The organism is Actinoallomurus sp. CA-142502, assembly GCF_050936355.1.
GTDB lineage: Bacteria > Actinomycetota > Actinomycetes > Streptosporangiales > Streptosporangiaceae > Actinoallomurus > Actinoallomurus iriomotensis.
On record NZ_JBNJMY010000001.1, the window covers coordinates 6715782 to 6737245 of the forward strand.

The 21464-nt window shown below is 70.2% G+C and carries 13 protein-coding genes; 9 read left to right on the forward strand and 4 right to left on the reverse strand.

Going from position 1 to position 21464, the window contains the following annotated elements; all coding sequences use genetic code 11:
* Positions 1 to 142: 142 nt before the first annotated feature.
* The 4 genes from ACQEV1_RS31735 to ACQEV1_RS31750 all read right to left on the reverse strand — a co-directional run bounded on the left by ACQEV1_RS31735 (position 143) and on the right by ACQEV1_RS31750 (position 9007).
* Entirely contained in the window at positions 143 to 2137 is a 1995-nt protein-coding gene (locus ACQEV1_RS31735) for a protein kinase domain-containing protein (RefSeq protein ID WP_433398327.1), read from the reverse strand.
* Positions 2138 to 2363: 226 nt separating this feature from the next.
* Positions 2364 to 3293 (reverse strand): sugar phosphate isomerase/epimerase family protein, encoded by a 930-nt coding sequence (locus ACQEV1_RS31740; protein ID WP_433398329.1) that lies wholly within the window; start codon positions 3291 to 3293, stop codon positions 2364 to 2366.
* A gap of 25 nt (positions 3294 to 3318) precedes the next feature.
* Positions 3319 to 4935 carry an OmpL47-type beta-barrel domain-containing protein gene (locus ACQEV1_RS31745; RefSeq protein ID WP_433398330.1) on the reverse strand — a complete coding sequence of 539 codons (1617 nt, stop codon included), beginning with the start codon at positions 4933 to 4935 and terminating at the stop codon, positions 3319 to 3321.
* 91 nt (positions 4936 to 5026) lie between these two features.
* Entirely contained in the window at positions 5027 to 9007 is a 3981-nt protein-coding gene (locus ACQEV1_RS31750; RefSeq protein WP_433398332.1) for a ThuA domain-containing protein, read from the reverse strand.
* 420 nt (positions 9008 to 9427) lie between these two features.
* Between ACQEV1_RS31750 and ACQEV1_RS31755 the strand changes: the two genes are divergently transcribed.
* The 9 genes from ACQEV1_RS31755 (at position 9428) to ACQEV1_RS31795 (ending at position 21452) form a co-directional block, all read left to right on the forward strand.
* Positions 9428 to 10387, forward strand: a complete 960-nt coding sequence (locus ACQEV1_RS31755) for a multicopper oxidase domain-containing protein (RefSeq protein ID WP_433398334.1) — start codon at positions 9428 to 9430, stop codon at positions 10385 to 10387.
* A gap of 13 nt (positions 10388 to 10400) precedes the next feature.
* Positions 10401 to 11582 (forward strand): ROK family protein, encoded by a 1182-nt coding sequence (locus ACQEV1_RS31760; protein WP_433398336.1) that lies wholly within the window; start codon positions 10401 to 10403, stop codon positions 11580 to 11582.
* Between the two features lie 179 nt (positions 11583 to 11761).
* Positions 11762 to 12949: an ROK family transcriptional regulator gene (locus tag ACQEV1_RS31765; protein WP_285572117.1), complete on the forward strand. Its 1188-nt coding sequence runs from the start codon at positions 11762 to 11764 to the stop codon at positions 12947 to 12949.
* A 29-nt stretch (positions 12950 to 12978) separates the two neighbouring features.
* The gene (locus ACQEV1_RS31770; protein ID WP_433398338.1) at positions 12979 to 14496 is read left to right on the forward strand and encodes a sugar ABC transporter ATP-binding protein; all 1518 of its coding nucleotides are present in this window, start codon (positions 12979 to 12981) and stop codon (positions 14494 to 14496) included.
* Positions 14493 to 15602, forward strand: coding sequence for an ABC transporter permease (locus ACQEV1_RS31775; protein WP_433398340.1), 1110 nt, complete (start codon positions 14493 to 14495; stop codon positions 15600 to 15602). The genes ACQEV1_RS31770 and ACQEV1_RS31775 overlap by 4 nt, the downstream gene beginning before the upstream one ends.
* A gap of 48 nt (positions 15603 to 15650) precedes the next feature.
* Positions 15651 to 16700: a substrate-binding domain-containing protein gene (locus tag ACQEV1_RS31780; RefSeq protein ID WP_285622923.1), complete on the forward strand. Its 1050-nt coding sequence runs from the start codon at positions 15651 to 15653 to the stop codon at positions 16698 to 16700.
* Positions 16701 to 16786: 86 nt separating this feature from the next.
* Entirely contained in the window at positions 16787 to 18019 is a 1233-nt protein-coding gene (locus ACQEV1_RS31785) for a Gfo/Idh/MocA family protein (protein WP_433398342.1), read from the forward strand.
* Positions 18020 to 18109: 90 nt separating this feature from the next.
* A complete protein-coding gene (locus ACQEV1_RS31790) occupies positions 18110 to 18895 on the forward strand; it encodes a ThuA domain-containing protein (RefSeq protein ID WP_285622926.1) in 786 nt (261 codons plus the stop codon).
* A 94-nt stretch (positions 18896 to 18989) separates the two neighbouring features.
* Positions 18990 to 21452 carry a PQQ-dependent sugar dehydrogenase gene (locus tag ACQEV1_RS31795; protein WP_285622929.1) on the forward strand — a complete coding sequence of 821 codons (2463 nt, stop codon included), beginning with the start codon at positions 18990 to 18992 and terminating at the stop codon, positions 21450 to 21452.
* The last annotated feature ends 12 nt before the right edge of the window (positions 21453 to 21464 follow it).

Genomic DNA, 21464 nt, shown 5'->3' on the forward strand with positions numbered 1-21464 from the left:
CCGGAACTTCGTGTTCCCCGGCCGGCCGGCGCGCAGGCTCAGAAGCGGTCTCCGGTCGCGCTGCGCGATGAGGCCCTCCAGGCACCGGCCTCCGTGGGTGCCGGCCGCATCCGGCTGCGGGTCCTCAACGTCACGCTGGAGGTCAGCGGGGACGTATCCCGTACACCGTTCGGGCGTCCGGGTCGCCGCCGCACACGACGGTGACCACGTCGCCGGTGACGGCGACCTGCTCGGCCCCGGCGGCGCGGTAGCTCCACAGCAGACGCCCGGTCCGCGCCTCCAGAGCGTAGATCATGTCGTCGTAGAAGCCGTTGAGGTAGACGACGCCGTTGACGGGTCCCCACACGCCGCGAAAGTCCCTCCCCTCGAACTTCCAGCGCTGGGCTCCGGTGGCAGTGTCCAGGGCCCGCAGTACGTTGTGGCTTCCGTCGATGACGTAGAGGGTCGCCTGGTCGACCGTGGGAGCGGCGGTGCCCTGCCCGACCGCGGACTTCCAGCGGATGGCGCCGGTCATGGCATCGAGGGCGTACAGAGGTGTGCCGTCACCGCCGCCGACGTACACGGTGTCGGCGGTGGCGATCGGCCGGCCGAGCAGGCGGCCGGCCGTGAACCGCCATCGTTCCTCGCCGGTGGTGACATCGAGGGCGTACACCCGCTCGGGTCTGACGCGGCGGGAGTCGATGCTGTCGCAGAAGGCCACCACGGTGGAGGACATGCTCAGCGCGCCGGTGTAAGCGGTCGCGGGGGCGCGACGGGTCCACCGTTTCATACCGCTGGCCGGATCCAGGCAGGACAGCGTCGGCGTGAGGCGCGCCTCTCCCCCGAGCCAGGCGACCAGCGCCCGGTCGGACACGGCGAACTCGTCAAGGACCACCTTGGCCGACCAGAGCTGCCGGCCGTCGCTCGGATCGATCGCGAACAACTGGACTCCGCAGGCGTACACCGTGGCCGGGAGTGCGCCGATGGAGGAGATGATCCCCACGGTGGGGCCCGTCCAGGACCAGCGCTGGACCCCGGTCACCGGGTCCAGCGCGGCCAGCACATTGTGTTCCGAACCCTGGATGGTCAGGACCGCGTTCGTCGTGACGGCACTCTCGTTGATGGTGGGCGCGTGCCACAGCGTCTTCGGCGGGTTGACCGGGCGTGCACCGGCCGACTTCGCGCTCTTCCCCTTCGAATCGGTCAGCAGCGAGGGGGCGTAGATCGCAGCGGCCACGGCGACGGCGGCCGCGCCGCCGACGGCGAGGACGCGGCGGCGATTGTGCGCCCCCGCGACGGGGAGGGTCGCGGTCCTCGTGCGGGCGACCGTGTGCGCGACGGCGGTCGGGGCGACCATGGCGGGGGGCGTGACCGTGGCCAGGAGCTGGGGAACGGTCGGCCGGGCCGCAGGCCGCTTGTCGAGGCACGCGGCGACCAGCGGCAGCAGGGAGGCCGGCACTCCGGTCAGGTCGGGGGCGTTGTGGACGATGCGGTACAGCAGCACCGGAGTCGCGCCGGCCCCGAACGGAGACCGGCCGGTCGCCGCGTACGCCAGCACCGCCCCGACGGAGAAGACGTCGCTCGGCGTCTCCACCGCCTCGCCGTTGATCTGCTCCGGTGACATGTAGCCCGGTGATCCGATCGTCACCCCGGTTCGGGTCAGCGCGCTGGCCTCTGCCGCCCGCGCGATGCCGAAGTCGATGACCCGCGGGCCGCCATCGGCCAGCAGGATGTTCGAGGGCTTCAGGTCCCGGTGGACCAGCCCGGCGGCGTGGATCGCGCCGAGCGCGTACGCCAGGCCCGCGGCCAGCCGCCGCAGGTCCTCCTCGCCCATCGGCCCGCGGTCGATGACGTGATCGACCAACGACGGACCGGGGATGTAGGCGGTGGCGAGCCAGGGTGACTCGGCGTCCGGATCCGCGTCGAGGACCGCCGCGGTGTACCGGCCGTCGACCGCACGGGCCGCCTCGATCTCCCGGGCGAACCGGCGGCGGAAGTCTCGCTCCTCGGCCAGCTCCGGCCGGACGACCTTGATCGCCGCCTGCCTCCCGTCGCCGGTGCGACCGAGATAGACCCGCCCCATTCCGCCGGCCCCCAGACGGCCCAGCAGCTCGTACGGCCCGATCCGCGCAGGATCCCCCGGCGTGAGCGACTCCACCACATCTCCCTAGACACCGGGCCATCTACTCCAAGCGGACCTTCCAGGCCACCTTAACGATCACGGTGGGCCACCGCGGGGAGGTCGAAGACACCGAGGCGGGCGTGTGGCACGGTGAGCCGGGAGACCCCCGCGTGCCGTGCACCCGCACCACCCGGCGGAGCGGTCCCGCGCGATCTCGCCTACGGCCGGACCGGCGGGACGTGCTCCGCTGGGATGACGCGGGTCAGAGCTTGAGCGTGGCCAGGTAGTCGTGCATGTGCGCTGCCCGGGAGTCGGTCAGTGGGTTGCTCTGGTCGTCGTTCTCGATGATGAACTCCCGCATGCCGAGCCGGGTCGCCCCGCTCAGGATCGTCTTGTAGTCGACGATGCCCGTGCCGAGGTCGGCGAGGCTGCCGTCCGGGTGCAGATCCTTGACGTGGGCCAGGAGCATCCGTCCCTTGTTCGCGGCCATGAGGTCGAGGTTGTCCTGGGCGCTGAGGCCGGCGGCGCTCGACCAGCCCATGTCGAGCTCCATGTGGAGCAGATGGGGGTCGGAGCTGTCGAGCAGGATCTGGTAGAACGTCCGGCCGTCCGGGCCGTGGCCCTGGAACTCGCCGGTGTGGTTGTGGTAGCCGAGCTTCATCCCGGCGGCGCGGATCTTCTCCCCCGCCCGGTTGAAGGCGGGGCCGGCCTGGGCGAAGCCATCGGCGGTGTCGGGCACGCCGCCCGGGCACACGATGTACTTCTGGCCGAGGATCCGCGCCATCTCGATGAGCTGCTTCAGCCGGTTCTCGTCGGTGAACTCGCTGTAGTTGTGGTGGCTGGAGATCGCCACCAGGTGGTACTTGTCGAGCATCGCGCGGATCGCCGGGGCGTGGGCCGGGTCGGTGCCGCCCGGCAGCCCGGCGAACTCGACCTTGCGGTAGCCGGCTCTGGACAGGGCGCGCAGGACGGCCTCCGGCTGGGCCATGAACGCGTCGCGTACGGAGTAGAGCTGAAGACCGATCTTGTCGTTCGGGATGTGCCTGCCATGACCTCGGGAACCGGCCGTGTCGGCGAAGGCGCTCGGCGCCAGGCCGCCCGCCGCTCCGATCGCGGTGACGCCCGCCGCGGTGGCGGCCACTCCCCTGAGGAACCTCCGCCGGTCGAACGTCACGCGCTCGTTACCACACATGGGCAATCGCTCCTTCTGTTCGGTACTACGAACCGCTCTTGACGACCCGGAACTTCGCCGTGCCGACGTCGGAGGTGTTTCCTGCCTTGTCCGTGGCGCGGAACCGCACCGTGTGCGCGCCGGGCTGGCCGACCGCGAACGGCTTGGTGTACGCCGTGAACGGCTGGCCGTCGAGCGCGTACTCCACCGTGGCCACCCCGGAGTCGTCGTCGCTCGCCGAGATCGTCACCGTGGCCGAGCCGACGTAGTTCCAGGCCCAGTCCTGGTCACCGGTGGCCTGCACCGAGACCTGCGGTGGGGTGGTGTCGCCGCTCGGCGGCGCGGCCACGGTGAACGACACCGAACCCTCCGGCGAGGTGTTGCCCGCCTTGTCCGTCGCCCGGTACTTCACCGTGTGCGCACCGGCCTCGTTCACCGAGACCGGAGCCGAGTACGCGGCGTACGGCGCACCGTCCAGCGCGTACTCCACCGTGGCCACCCCGGACTCGGTGTCACTCGCCGACACCGTCACCGTGGCCGATCCCACATAGTTCCCGTCCGCGTCCTTGTCCCCCGACACCGACGCCGACACCTGCGGGGGCGTCGTGTCCTTCCCCGGCGGCGCGGCCACCGTGAACGACACCGAGCCCGCGGACGAGGTGTTCCCCGCCTTGTCCGTCGCGCGGAACTGGACCGTGTGGGCGCCCGGCTGGTCGACCACCACCGGGTTCGCGTAGGCGGTGAACGGCTGGCCGTCGAGCGCGTACTCCACCGTCGCCACCCCGGACTCGGTGTCACTCGCCACGACCGTGACGGTGGCCGAGCCCGCGTAGGTGCCGTCCGCGTTCTTGTCTCCCGACACGGTCGCCGACACCTGGGGCGGGGTGGTGTCGCCGCTCGGCGGCGGAGCCACGGTGAACGACGTCGAACCCTCCGGCGAGGTGTTACCCGCCTTGTCCGTCGCCCGGTACTTCACCGTGTGCGCACCGGCGTCGCTCACCGAGACCGGAGCCGAGTACGCGGCGTACGGCGCACCGTCCAGCGCGTACTCCACCGTGGCCACCCCGGACTCGGTGTCACTCGCCGACACCGTCACCGTGGCCGACCCCACATAGTTCCCGTCCGCGTCCTTGTCCCCCGACACCGACGCCGACACCTGCGGCGGCGTCGTGTCGGTGCCACCGCCGGCGGTGACCACGAGCTCGCCGCTCATCTGGTGGCCCGGCATGGCGCAGTAGTAGCGGTACTTGCCGGGAGTGAGGTTCGCCTGGACCTCGTGATGGCCGCCGTTGGCGTCGTACGGGCTGGAGATGATGTTGAGGTTGACGTCGTGGTTGTAGCCGGCGGTGGCGGTGTCGAAGGTCAGGGTGTGCGTCATCCCGGTGGTGTTGCCGCTGGCCGCGCTGTTGTCGAAGACGATCGTCACGGGGCCGGCGGTCGCCGTGGACGGCGCGGACTTGTAGGCGGTCATGCTGTCGTCGGCGGTCCAGGTGAGCACCTGGTCCGCCGCGGCGTGGAGCTTGTGGTCGTACGCGCCCGCCGCCGCACTCGGCGCCAGCCACAGTGCCGAGATCACCGCGCTCAGTATCGCCACGGCCACCGCGGCCAGGGCGCGGGGCGTTCTCCGCCGGGCCGGCAGGGTGGGAAGGGGTCTGGGTCTCATCTGTCGCTCTGCCTCTCACAATCAGCGAGGTGGGCCGCCGGAGCGGCGCCGGGACGCGGGGCGATGCCCGCCTCCCGGCACCGGCCGGCCACTAGAGCTGCCGCACCCGGATGTTGCGGAACTCGGCCAGGTCGTTGTCACTGTGGTTCTGCAGCCCGACGAACCCGCTGATGAACTGGCGCAGGTCCGTGGGCGGATCACCGTCGCGCGTCGACTGCTTGCCCGGGGTGTTGTCGAACTCGTTGATCACCACACCGTTGCGAATGATCGTGTAGTGCTGGCCGACCACGCGGACCTCGTAGTCGTTCCACTTGCCCTTCGGAGTCACCCGCGCCTGGCTCAGGTCGTTGGCCTTGAAGTTGTAGACCGAGCCGGTCTTCTGCGGCTCTCCCGTGTCTCCGTCGTAGATCTGGATCTCCTGGCCGCAGTAGACCGCGACCCACGTGGTGGACGTACGGGCCGAGCCGACGGTCCCGCATCCGGGCGGCCGCTGTTCGAGCGGGGTCCGGAGGTCGGGGAACCGTACGAACACCCCGGTGTTGGCCCGGTACCCGTCGGGTGCGACGTCACGGAACTGCAGTCGCACGGAGAAGTCGGCGTAGGCCTTCTTGGAGTACCACAGCAGGCCCATGCCGCCGGAGCTGCGGATCGTGCCGTCGCTTTGCAGGTTGAACCGGCCGGACGGGGATTGGGACCAGCCGCCGAGGGACTGCGCCGTCCCGTCGAAGATGGGCTCGTACCCGTTCGTCTTGCCGATCGGCGACTGGGCGCCCGCCTTCTTCAGCGTCTGCGCCTCGGCGACGGTGAGGACTCCTTCCCGCTGGAACTGGTTCACCAGGTTGTCGAGGTAGCTGACGAACTGGGCGTGGTTCGGCCAGGTCCGCTCGTCGTCGATCATGTCGTTGATCGTGCAGCCGCCCCCGACGGCGCGGTTGGCCACGCCCGTGTCGGTGTCCAGCAGCCGGACCGTCTTCCGTGCGTCGGGCGCGGAGCAGCCGACCTTCACGTTGATCTTTCCGGTGGTCACCTCGCCGTTCGCATAGGTGACCTTCAGGGTGGCGTGGTAGGTGCCGAAGCTGAGGTACGTGTGCGTGGGGTCGGCCGCGTGGGAAACCTTGCTGCCGTCACCGAAGTCCCAGGTCCACGACACACCGCCGGCCTTCCGGCTGGAGAACGCGACCGTGTTCGGCGTGCTCTGCTGAACCGCACGCGTCGTGGCCTCGCTCGGGTTCGGCGTCGCCGCCCCACCGTGGTAGGTGATGCGGATCAGCTTCTGGTTCGGGTCGAGGCTGAAGAAGCCGCCCGCGTAGTCGAGCATGTAGAGCGCACCGTCCGGACCGAACTTGGCGTCCATCCAGGACTGGAGCTGGGTGTCGCCGCCACCGGGCTGGATGATGCTGCGCAGGTCCTCGGCGAAGGCCGGCGCGCCGTGCTTGGCGACGGTCTTCGGGTCGACGGTGACGGCGACGCGGTTCTGCGCGTTGGACTCGTCGCCGATGAACCACTTGTTCTCCCAGTACGCCGGCCAGGCCACGCCGCTGTTGGTGTTGACCTCGGCACGGTGGTAGGTCGGGCCGTCCATGATGGCCTGACCGCCGCCCTTGAGGTACGGCTCGGTGAAGGTCTCATCGCCCAGCTTGTACGTCGGGAGGCCGCTGCCGTCGGTGCGCTGCGGGTAGACCGGGCCACCGCCCTGCGGCGAGTACCAGATCATGTTGTCGCGCGCCGCCGGAATGTCGGTCCGGCCGGTGTTGCGCGGCGACTGGTTCTTCAGGTGGGCACAGTCGTACCAGCCGGCCGGCTGACTGGCGTCGACGTTGCTGCGGTCGCGGTAGGGCTGCCGGTCGCCCATGCAGTACGGCCAGCCCTGGTTGCCCGGGGAGTCGATGATGGTCGCGGTCTCGTACTTGGCCGGGCCCCAGGTCGGGTCCGGGACTCCCGCGTCCGGTCCGACCCATCCGGCGGTCAGCCAGTTGTTCTGCTTGTCCCAGGCGATCCGGGCGATGTTGCGGACGCCCATGACGTAGATCTCCGGGCGGGTCTGCGGGGTGCCCGGCTTGAACAGGTTGCCCTTGGGGACCGTGTACGTGCCGTCCGGCTCCGGGTGGATCCGGATGATCTTGCCGTTCAGGTCGTTGGTGTTGCCGGCGGTGCGGCGGGCGTCCTGGAACGAGACGCCCTTGTAGTCCTGGGTCCAGTTGTTGCCGGAGTACCCCGCCCCGGCGCCGCCGGAGGAGTTGTTGTCACCGGAGCCGACGTACAGGTTGCCCTGCTTGTCGAAGGCCATGCCGCCGCCCGCGTGACAGCAGCTGTGGATCTGCGCGGTCCAGTGCAGCAGGTCCTTGCGCGTCGCCTGGTCGATCGACTGGGTCGTGCCGTCGTAGGTGAAACGCGAGATCGTCCGCTGGCCGAGCTGCTTGTCGCGGTCGATCGACTCGTGCGGCATCCAGTAGACGTAGATCCATCCGTTCTGCTGGAACTTCGGGTCGAGGGTGATGCCGACGAGGCCCTCTTCGTTCTTGACCAGCTCGTCGCCGCTGCCGCGGTTGCCCATCACCGGCAGGGTGGTGAGCAGCTTGACCTGCTTCGTCTTCGGGTCCCACTGGTGGATCGTGCCGCAGCCGAGGCCGACCTTGGGGTCGTTCCAGTCGACGATCGGTCCGGTCGGGCAGGCGGCCTTGCCGATGTAGAAGACCTTGCCGTCCGGGGCGACGGTCAGGCCGTGCGGCTCACCGATCTGGTCGAGCTCGCCCGTCTTGTTCTTCCCGGTCAGCCGCTCGGTCGTGTAGTTCGACGCGATGGTCGCCTTGCAGTCGCCGCGGACCATGCCGGTCGTCCACTCGATCGCGCCGAGCAGGTGCTTCTGGAACTTCTTGTCCGTCGTGTAGCTGTCCGCGGTACGGCCCATGCCCGTGTAGAAGGACCGGCCGCCGTCGTAGTCCCGGCACCAGGAGATCGGGTGGAACGCGCCGTTGCCGTTCGGGCCGGCGTCGTAGGTCTTCTCCTCGACCTGTGCGATCGTCTGCACCTTGCCCTGTGGGCTCGGGCTCCAGTTCATCCACTGGTCCGACCGCTTCCAGGTGAGCGGCAGCCCCTTGTTCGCCGGGTGCTGACGGTCGGTGACGTCCACGGTCGCCTGCTGGACCTTGGCCTCGGGAGGAGGCCCGGTGGTGGGGCCGAACAGGCGCAGCTCCGCCAGCTGGGTCAGCGGCTCACCGCTGTTCGCGGTGACGTCCAGCCGGTAGTAGGCGTACTCCGTGGTGTTCTTGAAGGTGTACTCCTTGGTCTGGAACCGCTGGTCGAAGCTCTCTCCGCTCCGCTTGTCCAGGTCGGTCCAGCTCTTGCCGTCCTGCGAGCCCTGGAGCGTCCAGTCCTTCGGGTCACGTCCGGGGTAGTCGTTCGCCGAGGTCAACGCGTAGTGGGCGACCGCGACCGGCTTCTCGGCCTTCGCCTGCACCCAGCCCGACTTCGCGTGGGCCAGCCACTTGGTGTCGTTCTTGCCGTCGAAGAGCTTGTCCTTGGTCTCGTTCGGCGGGTTCTCGTCGCTCGCCGAGACGTCGGTGACCTTCTCGGCGTTCGGCAGGCTGTCCGCGGGCCGGGTGCCGATCAGCTCGGTGAACCAGGAGGAGTCGGCTTGCGCGCGAGCGGCGTCATGGACGCCGACGAAGCCGTTGCCCTGCTCGATGTAGGTCTGGAACGCCGCCTGCTGGTCGGCGCTCAGCGTCACGCCGTCGGCCGACAGGAACACCACGGCGCGGTAGTGCGCCAGCGTCGCGGCGTTGAACACCCGCGGGTCGTCGAACTCGTCGACGGAGAAGTGGTTCTTCTTCCCCAGCTTCTCCACCGCGCCCGCCGCACTCGCGACCGGGTCGTCCTGCTTGTCGGCCGGCCCGTGGAACACCAGCACGCGGACCGAGTCGCCGCCGGCCGCCGCCGCGTCGCCGGCTTTCGCCTGCGCCTGAACGGCGGGCAGCGTGGCCAGTCCCAGCATCAGCGCACCGCTCGACACGACGGTCAGCACGCGGCGCCAGGTGGATGGTCGGGGCGGGGGGAAAAGGTCTCTTCGACCCATCGTTGCTCCTTAGTCGGAGAGCTTCAACGGCACCTTGCGGAAGAGCCATGGGGTCATGCCTTGCGATGCGGGCACCTTCGTGCGGCGTCGCGGATGGTCGACCACGGCCGCCCGGGGCTCGGTCGGGCGGGCAGCGGACGCGGGCGCCGACCGGGTACTGGTGGTGACATGCGGCACTCCAGAACGGTCGGCGATGTGCCCCGCACACTCGGGGCGCGGAGGAGCTTTGTCCGGATGCATCCGAACTCTGGGCGGAGCTTCCGGCTCTTTTGCTCCTGCGTCAAGAAGTAGCGCCGCAAATGGCCGGACTTTGTCATCTCACTAGAAAAAGTCCCGCCTCGCGGTTACGGTAAGGCCGATTTTGAGTGGTATGAGCCTTTTCCGCAGGTCCGAGTCCCGCCGCCACCCGATTGGGGAACCATGACCGAGGTTGGCAGAGGCGTGCCGCGAGGCGCGCTCTCCCGGCGCGCCTTCGCCACGGCCGCCGCGCTCACTCCGCTGGCCGTATCGGGCCAGGCGTCCGCCGCGACGGCGGCCGGCGACAAGCCGACCCCCATCCGCCGTATGACCCTGTACGCGGAGAAGCTGCCGAACGGCCAGATGGGCTACGGCCTGAAACCCGGCAAGGCCACGATCCCCGGCCCGCTCATCGAGATGACCGAGGGCGAGACCCTCGAGATCACGATGGTCAACAACCTCGACGTGGCCGCCAGCCTGCATGTGCACGGCGTCGACTACGACACGGCCAGTGACGGCACGAAGATGAACGCCAGCGTCGTCGAGCCGGGCGGCAGCCGCACCTACGTCTGGCGCACCCACAAGCCCGGCCGCCGCACCAGCGGCGTCGTCGAGCACGGCAGCGCCGGCTACTGGCACTACCACGACCACGCCGTGGGCACGGACCACGGCACGGGCGGCATCCGGGCGGGGCTGTACGGGCCGCTGATCGTCCGGCGGAAGGGTGACGTACGGCCGCACAAGCAGTTCACCGTCGTCTTCAACGACATGACCATCAACAACCGGACGGGCGACGACACGCCGCAGTTCGTCGCGAAGATCGGCGAGCGGGTGGAGTTCATCGTGATCACTCACGGGGACTTCTTCCACACGTTCCACGTCCACGGGCACCGGTGGGCCGACAACCGCACCGGCCTGCTGGAGAGCCCGACGGACCCGACCCGGATCATCGACACCAGGACCACCGGGCCGGGCGACTCGTTCGGCTTCCAGGTCGTCGCCGGCGACCGCGTCGGGACGGGAATGTGGATGTACCACTGCCACGTGCAGAGCCATGCCGACATGGGCATGGCCGGGGTGTTCATGGTGACCGACAAGGACGGGACCATGCCCGGCGATCCGCCGGGAGGCATGCGGCACTGACGCGTGTGGCGCGATGACCGGGCGGCCGGAGAACGCGCACCAGGCGCGGCTGCTGCGCCTGCTTCGGGACAAGGGCGGGCGGCCGCGGGCCGAACTGGGCGATGTCGTCGGCCTCTCCCGGTCCCGGCTGGTCGTCGAACTCGACCGGCTCGCCGGGTGCGGGCTGGTCGAGCAGGCGAGGCCGGCCGCGTCGCGGGGCGGCCGGCGCTCGGGCGTCGTCCGGCTCTCGACGCGGTTACGGTTCGCCGGCATCGACATCGGCGCGACCTCGATCGACGTCGCGGTGACCAACGCGGAGCTGGAGATCCTCGGCCACGTCTCCGCGCCCTGCGACGTGCGCGAGGGCCCCGACGTCGTCCTCGGCCGGGCGCTCGCCATGGCGGAGAAGCTACGCGGCGAGGGCCTGTTCGACGAACTCCACGGCGTCGGAATCGGAGTGCCCGGCCCGGTCGGCTTCCGCGACGGAGTGCCCATCGTGCCGCCGCTGATGCCCGGCTGGGACCGGTTTCCGGTCCGCGAGGTGGTCGGCCGGCGGCTGGGCTGTCCCGGCCTGGTCGACAACGACGTCAACATCATGGCGCTCGGCGAACTGCACGCCGGGTCGGCCCGCTCGGTCCACGACGTCCTGCTGGTCAAGCTCGGGACCGGTGTCGGATGCGGGATCCTCATCGACGGCGAGATCTACCGCGGAGCGTCCGGCAGCGCGGGCGACATCGGGCACGTCCGGGTCGACGACGACGGGCCGCTCTGCGTCTGCGGCAACACCGGGTGTCTCGAGGCGTACTTCGGCGGCGCCGCCCTGGCCCGCGACGCGACGGCGGCGGCGCGCTCCGGCCGTTCGCCGTACCTGGCCGAGCGGCTCGACCAGGGCCCCGCGCTCACCGCGGCCGACGTGGCCGCCGCGGCGGCGGCCGGTGACGCCGCCGCCATCCGGCTGGTCCGGGAGGGCGGCCGGCGGGTCGGGCAGGTGCTCGCCGGCGTGATCAGCTTCTTCAACCCCGGCCTGGTCGTCATCGCCGGCGGCGTCGCCCGGCTCGGGCACCCGCTGCTCGCGGAGATCCGCGCTGTCGTGTACCAGCGGTCGGCGCCGCTCGCGACCGGGAACCTGCCGATCGTCCTCTCCGAACTCGGGGACACCTCCGGGGTGATCGGAGCGACCCGGCTCATCAGCGACCGCGTGTTCTCCGCGTCCTGAGACGTCACGGCGACGCGCGCGCCGACCACCGTCCACCAGGCGTGACTCCTCTCCCCTCCGGTCACCTATAGCGGCTTTGTCTTCTAAGAGGAGAAAGTTTGGCCGTATCAGGACATAGGCCTCCCCGGTCTCGACAAAGTCGGATACGTTCACGCCGTACCCCCCGGGAGGACGGCGAGATGCGGATGACGGCGCGGCCGGAGAACGTGCACCAGACACGCCTGTTGCGCCTGCTGCGCGACGAGGGCGCGCGGTCGCGGGCCGAGCTCGGCGACGTCGTGCACCTCTCCCGCTCCAAGCTCGCCGTGGAGCTCGACCGGCTCGTCGAACTCGGACTCGTCGAACCGGCGGGCCTCGCGGCGTCCCGGGGCGGACGCCGGTCGAACATCGTGCGGCTGTCGCGCCACCTGCGGCTGATCGGCATCGACATCGGCGCCACCTCCATCGACGTCGCGGTCACCGACGGCGGGCTGGAGATCCTCGGCCACGTGTCCATGCCGTGCAACGTGCGCGAGGGCCCCGACGTCGTCCTCGACCATGCCCTCGACCTCGTCGGCAAGCTGCGCGGCCAGGGGCTGATCGATGAGATCCACGGCGCCGGGATCGGCGTGCCCGGCCCGGTGAGCTTCCGTGAGGGCGTGCCGGTGGTACCACCGATCATGCCCGGGTGGGATCGCTTCCCGGTGCGTGAGGTGATCAGCCAGAAGCTCGGCTGCCCCGTACTCGTCGACAACGACGTGAACCTCATGGCGCTGGGCGAGGTGCACGCCGGCCTGGCCCGGTCGGCGGAGGACTTCCTGCTGGTCAAGATCGGCACGGGCGTCGGCTGCGGCATCGTGGTCGACGGCCGGATCTACCGCGGGATGTCCGGCAGTGCCGGCGACATCGGGCACATCCGGGTCGACGACAACGGGCCGACGTGCGTGTGCGGCAACACCGGCTGCCTGGAGGCGTACTTCAGCGGTGCGGCGCTCGCGCGGGACGCCCTCGCGGCGGCACGGTCGGGGCGCTCGGCGTTCTTCGCGCAGCGCCTGGAGCAGGCCGGCGCACTGACCGCACTCGACGTCGCGGACGCGGTGGCGGCCGGCGACCCGGTCGGCGTGCGCATGGTCCGCGAGGGCGGCCGGCGCGTCGGGCAGGTGCTCGCCGGGCTCATCAGCTTCTTCAACCCCGGCCTGGTCGTCATCGGCGGTGGCGTCGCGGGCCTCGGGCACGTGCTGCTCGCCGAGATCCGCAGCGTCGTCTACCGCCGCTCCCCGCCACTGGCGACGGGGAACCTTCCGATCGTGCTTTCCGAACTCGGGGACACCGCCGGGGTACTTGGGGCGACCCGGCTCATCAGCGACCACATCTTCTCGGCCACATAGGCGGTCCCCCCGCCGGTACAGGAGAGCCGATGCCCGAACCGCAGCTGCTCGTCATGCGCGGCATCGTGAAGGAGTTCCCCGGCGTCCGGGCGCTCGACGGAGTCGACCTGGAGGTCCGCGAGGGCGAGGTCCACTGCCTGCTGGGCCAGAACGGCGCCGGAAAGTCGACCCTCGTGAAGGTGCTGTCGGGCGCCCACCGGCCCGACTCCGGCGACATCCTCTGGCGTGGCGCCGAGACGGCGGAGCCGACCGGGCCCACCGCGGCCCTGCGGCTCGGCATCGCGACGATCTACCAGGAGCTCGACCTCGTCGACGGCCTCTCGGTCGCGATGAACATCTTCCTCGGCCATGAGCAGGCGACGCTCGGCTTCACCCGCCGAGGCGAGATGAACCGCGCGGCGCGCGCCCTGCTCGCCCGCCTCGGGCACGGCGAGATCTCCCCGTCCACCGAGGTCGGCCGGCTGTCCGCGGCGGCCCGTCAGATCGTCAGCATGGCGCGCGCCCTGTCGTACGACGCCCGGCTCCTCGTCATGGACGAGCCGTCGGCGGCACTCGCGCACGACGAGGTCAAGAACCTCTTCCGTGTCATCCGCCAGCTCACCGCGGCCGGCGTCGCGGTCATCTACATCTCACACCGCCTGGATGAGATCCGTGAGATCGGCGACCGCGTCACCGTCCTGAAGGACGGCCGGACGGTGGCGGTCGGTCTGCCCGCCCGTACGACGCCGACGGACACGCTGGTGGCGCACATGACCGGGCGCCGGTACGAGTACGTGTTCCCGCCACGGCCGGAGGCCGACGCGTACGAGAACGCGCCGGAGGTGCTCCGTGTGGAGGATCTGGCCCTGCCCGGGGTGTTCTCCGGCCTGTCGTTCTCGGTACGCGCCGGAGAGATCGTCGGTCTCGCCGGGCTGGTGGGCGCGGGCCGGTCGGAGATCCTGGAGACGGTGTACGGCGCGCGGCGTCCCTCGGCGGGCCGGGTGATCCTGGACGGCCGGCCGGTGCGCACGGGCAGTGTCGTCGCCGCGGTCCGCGCCGGCATGGGGCTCGCTCCCGAGGAGCGCAAGTCGCAGGGACTGCTCATGCTCGACACCGTCGCGGGCAATGTCAGCGTCGCCTCCCTGCGCCGCTACTCGCGCCTGGGCTGGCTGGACCGGCGGCGCGAGATCGCGGACGCCGAACGCGAGGTGGGCGGTCTCGACATCCGCCCCCGCGATCCGCGCCGCCCGGTACGGACGCTGTCCGGCGGGAACCAGCAGAAGGCCCTTCTCGCCCGGTGGCTGCTCAAGGACTGCCGGCTGCTGTTGCTCGACGAGCCGACACGCGGCGTCGACGTGGGCGCCCGCGCCGAGCTGTACGCCCTGATCCGGCGGCTCGCCGACTCGGGCGTGGGGATCCTCCTGGTGTCCAGCGAGATCCCCGAGGTGCTCGGCCTGGCCGACCGCGTACTGGTGATCCGTAAGGGCCGCGCTCTCCGCGACTGCGCCGCGACGGAACTCGACGAACACCAGGTCCTCGACCTCGTCATGGAAGGAAGCGACCTATGACCGGTCCGGAAGGTGTGCGCGCGGAGGAGACCGGCGCGACCGCGAACCCACCGGCGGTCTCCGCCGCGCCGCCACCCGCCGACGAGCAGGGACGGGTGGAGGCGGCCGCCGCCGCGACGGGGACACGCGGGCTCTCCCGCTTCCGCCTCGGCGAGCTGCGCAACCTCGGTCTGATCGGCGTGCTGGTGGTGCTGGTCGTGGTGGGCGCGCTGACCCGGCCGGCGGAGTTCCTGACCTACGACAACGTCGTCGTGATCCTCACTCTCGCGTCGGTCATCGGCGTGATCACGGTCGGGATGACGTTCGTCATCATCGGTGGCGGGATCGACCTGTCGGTGGGGGCCATCGTGGCGCTCGCGACCGTATGGGCGACGACCAAGGCCACCCAGGTCTACGGCACCGGTGGCGTGATCTTCTGCGCGCTCGCGGTGGGCGTCGGATGCGGCCTGGTCAACGGCCTGATCATCGCGTACGGCCGGATCGTCGCGTTCATCGTGACGATCGCGATGCTCGCCTCCGCCCGCGGCCTGGCGATCAACATCTCCGGCGGCCACACGCAGACGCTGAACTCCGACAACCAGGCGCTGGTGAACCTCGGCTACAAGGACCACTTCCTGTTCGGCCGGATCCCGCCCCTCGTGATCATCTTCGCGGTGGTCGTCGCGCTGGGCTGGGTCGTGCTGAACCGCACGACGTACGGACGCCGGACGTTCGCGATCGGCGGGAACCCGGAGGCCTCCCGGCTCGCCGGTCTCAACGTGCGGCTGCACACGCTGCTGCTGTACGCCGTGTCCGGTCTGTGCTGCGGGATCGCCAGCATCATGTTGATCATCATGACGAGCAGCGGGACCTCGGCCAACGGGAACCTGTACGAACTCGACGCCATCGCCGCCGTGATCATCGGGGGGACGCTCCTCAGCGGCGGACGCGGCACGCTGATCGGCTCGGTGCTCGGCGTGCTCGTCTTCACCACGATCAACGACATCTTCACCCTCAACAACCTCACGACCGCGACCCAGCAGATCGCCAAGGGCGTGATCATCGTGATCGCGGTGCTGTTCCAGCGGCTGCTCGCCGAACGTCGAGCCGGGTCCGGTGCCTCCTGACCGTCTCGCCGCCTCCCCTGCACACCCGGTGCTCCGAAAGGTGATGACATGACTTCGAGCCAAGCGCGAGACGTTCGCCGCCGCGGTTTCCTGTTGAGCGGCACCCTCGCCGGGGCGGGGGCGCTCGCCGCCGCCTGCACCAGCAACGCCGAGCCTGAGGCGAAGGCGCCCGCGGCGGCGACGGCGGGCGGCGCCAACGACAAGCCCGGGAAGAAGGTCACCGTCGGGTTCGCCGGCCCGCAGGCCGACCACGGCTGGCTGAACGCCATCAACGAACAGGCCAAGAAGGAGGCCGGGAGGTACTCCGACGTCGACCTGAAGATCACCGAAGGCTCGAACGACGCCGCCCAGCAGGCGAGTCAGATCCAGACGCTGATCAACCAGAAGGTCGACGTCCTGGTCATCCTGCCCGCGGACGGCAAGCAGATGACGCCGACCGCCCGCAAGGCGATGGACGCCGGCATTCCGGTCATCAACCTCGACCGCGTCTTCGACACCGCCCAGGCGTACCGGATCTGGATCGGCGGCGACAACTACCGCATGGGTCTGAACGCCGGGAACTACATCGGCCAGCGGCTCGGCGGCAAGGGCACCGTGGTCGAACTGGCGGGGATCGACACGCTCCCGCTCACGCAGGAGCGCTCCAAGGGCTTCGACGACGCGCTGAAGAACTATCCGCAGATCAAGAAGGTCGGCCGGGCGGCGGCGGAGTTCAACGTGCAGACCGGCCAGGCACGCATGGCGGAGCTGCTCCAGGCGCACCCGAAGTTCGACGCGCTGTGGAACCACGACGACGACCAGGGCGTCGGCGCACTCCAGGCGATCCGGCAGGCCGGCCGCACGGACTTCTTCATGGTCGGCGGCGCGGGGGCCAAGAGCGCGATGGACTCGATCAAGAAGGACGACAGCGTGCTCAAGGCCACCGTGCTCTACCCGCCGACGATGGCCGCGTCCGCGATCCGGGTGGCCCGGCTGCTCGGGCAGAGCAAGATCATGAGCGACCTCGCCGAACAGGAGCTGCCCTCCTCGATCACCCTGTTCTCCGCGGTCGTGACCAAACAGAACGTCGACACGTACCTCCCGTTCGCATTCGAGTGAGGCGAATGTCCCGCCCGCACGGCACGGGCGGCACCACAGGGGGGGATCGGCTCAGCGATGACCAACGGAAGAGGACGGCGAAACCCATGACGCACGCAAGCAGGCCGACGCTCGGGGTCGGCATGGTCGGCTACGCCTTCATGGGGCGTGCGCACTCCCAGGCCTGGCGGAACACCGCCGCGTTCTTCGACCTGCCGTGCACGCCGGCGATGGTGGCGCTCGCCGGCCGGTCACGCGACCAGGTGACCGCGGCCGCGGAGCGGCTCGGCTGGGCATCGGCCGAGACCGACTGGCGCGAGTTGATTCGCCGCGACGACGTGCACGTCGTGGACATCTGCACTCCCGGTGACGCCCACGCCGAGATCGCGATCGCGGCGCTCGACGCCGGCAAGCACGTCCTCTGTGAGAAGCCGCTCGCCAACACGGTCGCCGAGGCGACCGCCATGGTGGAGGCGGCCGAGCGCGCGGCCGCGAACGGCGTGCGGGCCATGGTGGGCTTCAACTACCGGAGGGTCCCGGCCCTGGCGCTGGCCCGCGGCCTCGTCCTCGACGGCCGCCTCGGCACGATCCGCCACGTCCGCGCCCAGTACCTGCAGGACTGGATCGTCGACCCGGACTTCCCCCTGGTCTGGCGGCTGGAGGCCGACAAGGCCGGATCCGGCGCGCTCGGCGACATCGGCGCCCACATCATCGACGCCGCCCAGTACGTCACCGGCGACCGGCTCATCGGCGTCAGCGCGCTGCTGGAGACCTTCATCAAGGAGCGTCCCATCGCGCAGGCGTCGGCGGGCCTCGACGCCACCGTGGACGGCGACGACCGGCGCGGGAGGGTGACCGTCGACGACGCCGCGCTGTTCGCCGGCCGGATGTCCGGCGGCGCCCTCGCGTCCTTCGAGGCCACCCGCTTCGCGACCGGCCGCAAGAACGTGCTGCGCCTGGAGATCAACGGGTCGGCCGGCAGCCTGGCCTTCGACCTGGAGTCGATGAACGAGCTGTCGTTCTACGACCACACCGAGGATCCCCGCACCGCGGGCTTCCGCCGGATCCTCGTGACCGAACCGAGCCACCCGTACGCCGGCGCCTGGTGGCCGCCGGGCCACGTGCTCGGGTACGAGCACACCTTCACCCACGAGGTGAAGGACTTCGTGGAGGCGATCGCCTCCGGCACCGACCCCGAACCGTCGTTCGCGGACGGTCTGCAGGTGCAACGGGTCATTTCCGCCGTCACGCACAGCGCCGCCCACCACGGTGCCTGGACCTCCGTGGAGGGGGCGGAGGACGCCGCGCGCGCTCCCTCGCCCACCGCGACGACCGGCTGACACGAGAGGAGGCGCGCTCACCGCGGCGGTGGCCCGGCCACCGCCCCCATCACCTGCCATTGACCCGGACGCTCCGCATGGAGGACTGTCATGTCAGGCAAACGGCTATCCCTTCTCAGCACACTGGTCGCGATGCTCGTCCTCGCCGGGACCGCCGCGCATGCGGAAACCCCGTCGTTCCGTGTGCTGGTCTTCTCCAGGACCACCGGATTCCGGCACGACTCGATCCCGGACGGCATCGCGGCGATCCAGAAACTCGGCCGGGAGCACGGCTTCGCCGTGGACACGACCGAGGACGCCACCCGGTTCACCGACGAGAACCTCGCCCGGTACCGGACCGTCGTCTTCCTCTCCACCACCGGTGACCCACTCGACCTGCCGGAGGAGAAGGCGGCGTTCCAGCGCTACGTCAACCACGGCGGCGGGTACGCCGGCGTGCACGCCGCGGCCGACTCGGGCTACACCTGGCCCTGGTACCGCGACCTCGTCGGCGCCTACTTCCGCAGCCACCCCGCGCAGCAGAACGCGACGGTCGACCTCGTCGGCCAGGGCGCGCCCTCCAACCGGGGCCTGCCGAGGCACTGGACCCGGTTCGACGAGTGGTACAACTACCAGACCAATCCGCGGGACGCCGGCGTACGCGTACTGATGACGCTGGACGAGCACTCCTACGATCCCGGCCCCGACGCCATGGGCGACCACCCGATCAGCTGGTGCCACCGCTACGACGGCGGACGCGCCTGGTACACGGGCATGGGCCACACCAAGGAGAGCTACACCGACCCGCTCTTCGTCCGGCACCTGCTCGGCGGCATCGAGATGTCCGCCGGTGTGACCAGGTTCCCGTGCGACGCCGAGGGCACAGGCGGTGCCTGACCCCTCATGCGAATGACGGTCGGGCGCGCGTCGCACCGCGCGCCCGACCGGAGCGGTCAGCCCCGCCCCGAGCTCGCAGAACGGAGACGAAATCGTGGACCGACCATGGTCAAGACTACTGCGCGCGACCTGCGCGCTGGCGGTCGGCGCCGGGCTCGCGCTCAGCGCCGGCACCGCCGGAGCCAAACCCCTGCCCCACGCGACCAATCCCCTGCCCAAGGCCGCCACGGCCGACTTCCAGCAGGTCACCCTCGCGAGGGGACCTGACGCGATGGGCGAGCCGATGGCGATGGCGATCCTGCCGGACGGCAGCGTCCTGCACGACTCGCGCGACGGCACCGTTTACTACAGCCAGGACGGCGTGACGAGCGTCGTCGCCCACCTCGACGTCTACACGCACGACGAGGACGGTCTGCAGGGCATCGCCGTCGACCCGCAGTTCGCCCAGAACCACTGGGTGTACATGTACTACGCCCCGAAGCTGGACACACCGACGACCGACGCGCCGGAGGAGGGCACGGCGGCCGACTTCCAGCCGTACTACGGCTACAACCAGCTCTCCCGGTTCAAGTTCACGGACGGCAAGCTCGACCTGAGCAGCGAGCAGAAGATCCTCAAGGTCGGCCCGACCAACCGCGGCATGTGCTGCCACGTCGCGGGCAACATCGACTTCGACGGGGCGGGCAACCTCTACCTGACCGCCGGAGACGACTCGAACCCGTTCGAGTCCGACGGGTACGCCCCGATCGACCGGCGGTCCACCCGGAACCCCGCCTTCGACGCGGAACGGTCCGCGGCCAACACCAACGACCTGCGCGGCAAGCTGCTGCGGATCCACGTGAACAAGAACGGGTCGTACTCGATCCCGCGCGGCAACCTGTTCCCGAAGGGCACCGCCAAGACCCGCCCCGAGATCTACGCGATGGGTTTCCGCAACCCGTTCCGGTTCACCGTGGACCGCAGGACCGGCGTGGTGTACCTGGCGGACTACGGCCCGGACGCGCAGAACGCGGACCCGAACCGCGGGCCGGAGAACACGGTCGAGTTCGATCGGATCGCGGGGCCCGGCAACTTCGGGTGGCCGCTGTGCATCGGCGAGAACACGCCGTACCGGCAGTACGACTTCGCCACCGGCACCGCCGGGCCGCCGTTCGACTGCGCGCACCCGAAGAACGACTCGCCCAACAACACCGGGCTGCAGAACCTGCCGCCGGCGCAGCCCGCCTGGATCGCGAACCACTACGCGGGCAACCCGGCGTACCCGCAGCTGGGCGGTGAGGGCGCGCCGATGGGCGGCCCCGTCTACCACTTCGACAAGAAGCTGGACTCCCCCGCGAAGTTCCCCGCCTCCTACGACGGGAAGTTCTTCCCGTACGAGTTCGGCGCGCACTGGATCAAGCCGATCACGATGGACGGCAAGGGCGCGATCCAGTCCATCGAGACGCTCACCGACGGCCAGGACTGGTCGCAGCTGAAGGAGCCGATCGACGCCGACTTCGGCCCGGACGGCTCGCTGTACGTCCTGGACTACGGCAGCAACTGGTTCGGCGGGTCGCTCGACGCGGCTCTGTACAAGCTGGAGTACGCACCGGGTGACAAGTCCCCCACGGCGAACATCACCGTGGACAAGACCTCCGGGCAGAGCCCGCTGACGGTCCAGTTCGACGGCACCGGCTCGACCGACCCGGAGAACGACGCGCTGACCTACGCGTGGGACTTCGACGGCAACGGAACCACCGACTCCACCGAGGCCAAGCCGTCCCACACGTACTCCGGCAACGGGCAGTACCACGCGAAGCTCACGGTCACCGACCCGAGCGGCCGTTCGGGCACCGCGGCGGTACTCGTGACCGCCGGGAACACCGCCCCGACGATCACCTTCACCGAACCACCGAACGGGCTGACGTTCGGCGACGGCCAGCAGCAGGCGTGGAAGGTCCAGGTCGACGACCCGGACGGCACCGTCGACTGCTCCAAGGTCCAGGTCGAGTACTCGCTCGGCCACGACCAGCACGCGCACAACCTGTCCCAGGCGACCGGCTGCAGCGGCACGTTCACGCTGACGACCGCCGGGCACACCGACGCCGACAACTTCTACGGCATCTTCAGCGCGAGCTACACCGACACGTCCCCGGCCTCCGGGGTGCCGGACCTCACGTCGAAGACGCAGATCGTCCTGCAGCCCAAGGACAAGCAGGGAGAGTTCTTCCAGTCCGACTCCGGCGTACAGGTCACCGCGGTGAGCGGCGCCCAGGGCAGCGCCGTCACCTCGATCAACGATGGTGACTGGACGGAGTACGACCCCTATGACCTGCAGGGCGTGAGCTCCATCGGCTTCCGGGTCGCCGCGAGCGGGTCCGGCGGCACCATCGAGGTCCACGCCGACTCGCCCACCGGAACCCTCCTCGGCTCGGCGAAGGTGACCGACACCTCCGGCGCCTTCACCACCGTGAGCGCGCCGGTGACCGATCCAGGTGGCACGCACAAGCTGTTCCTGGTGTTCAAGGGCGGCGACGGTGACCTGTTCACCCTCGACGCCTTCACCATGAACGGCTAGCCGTTCACCGGC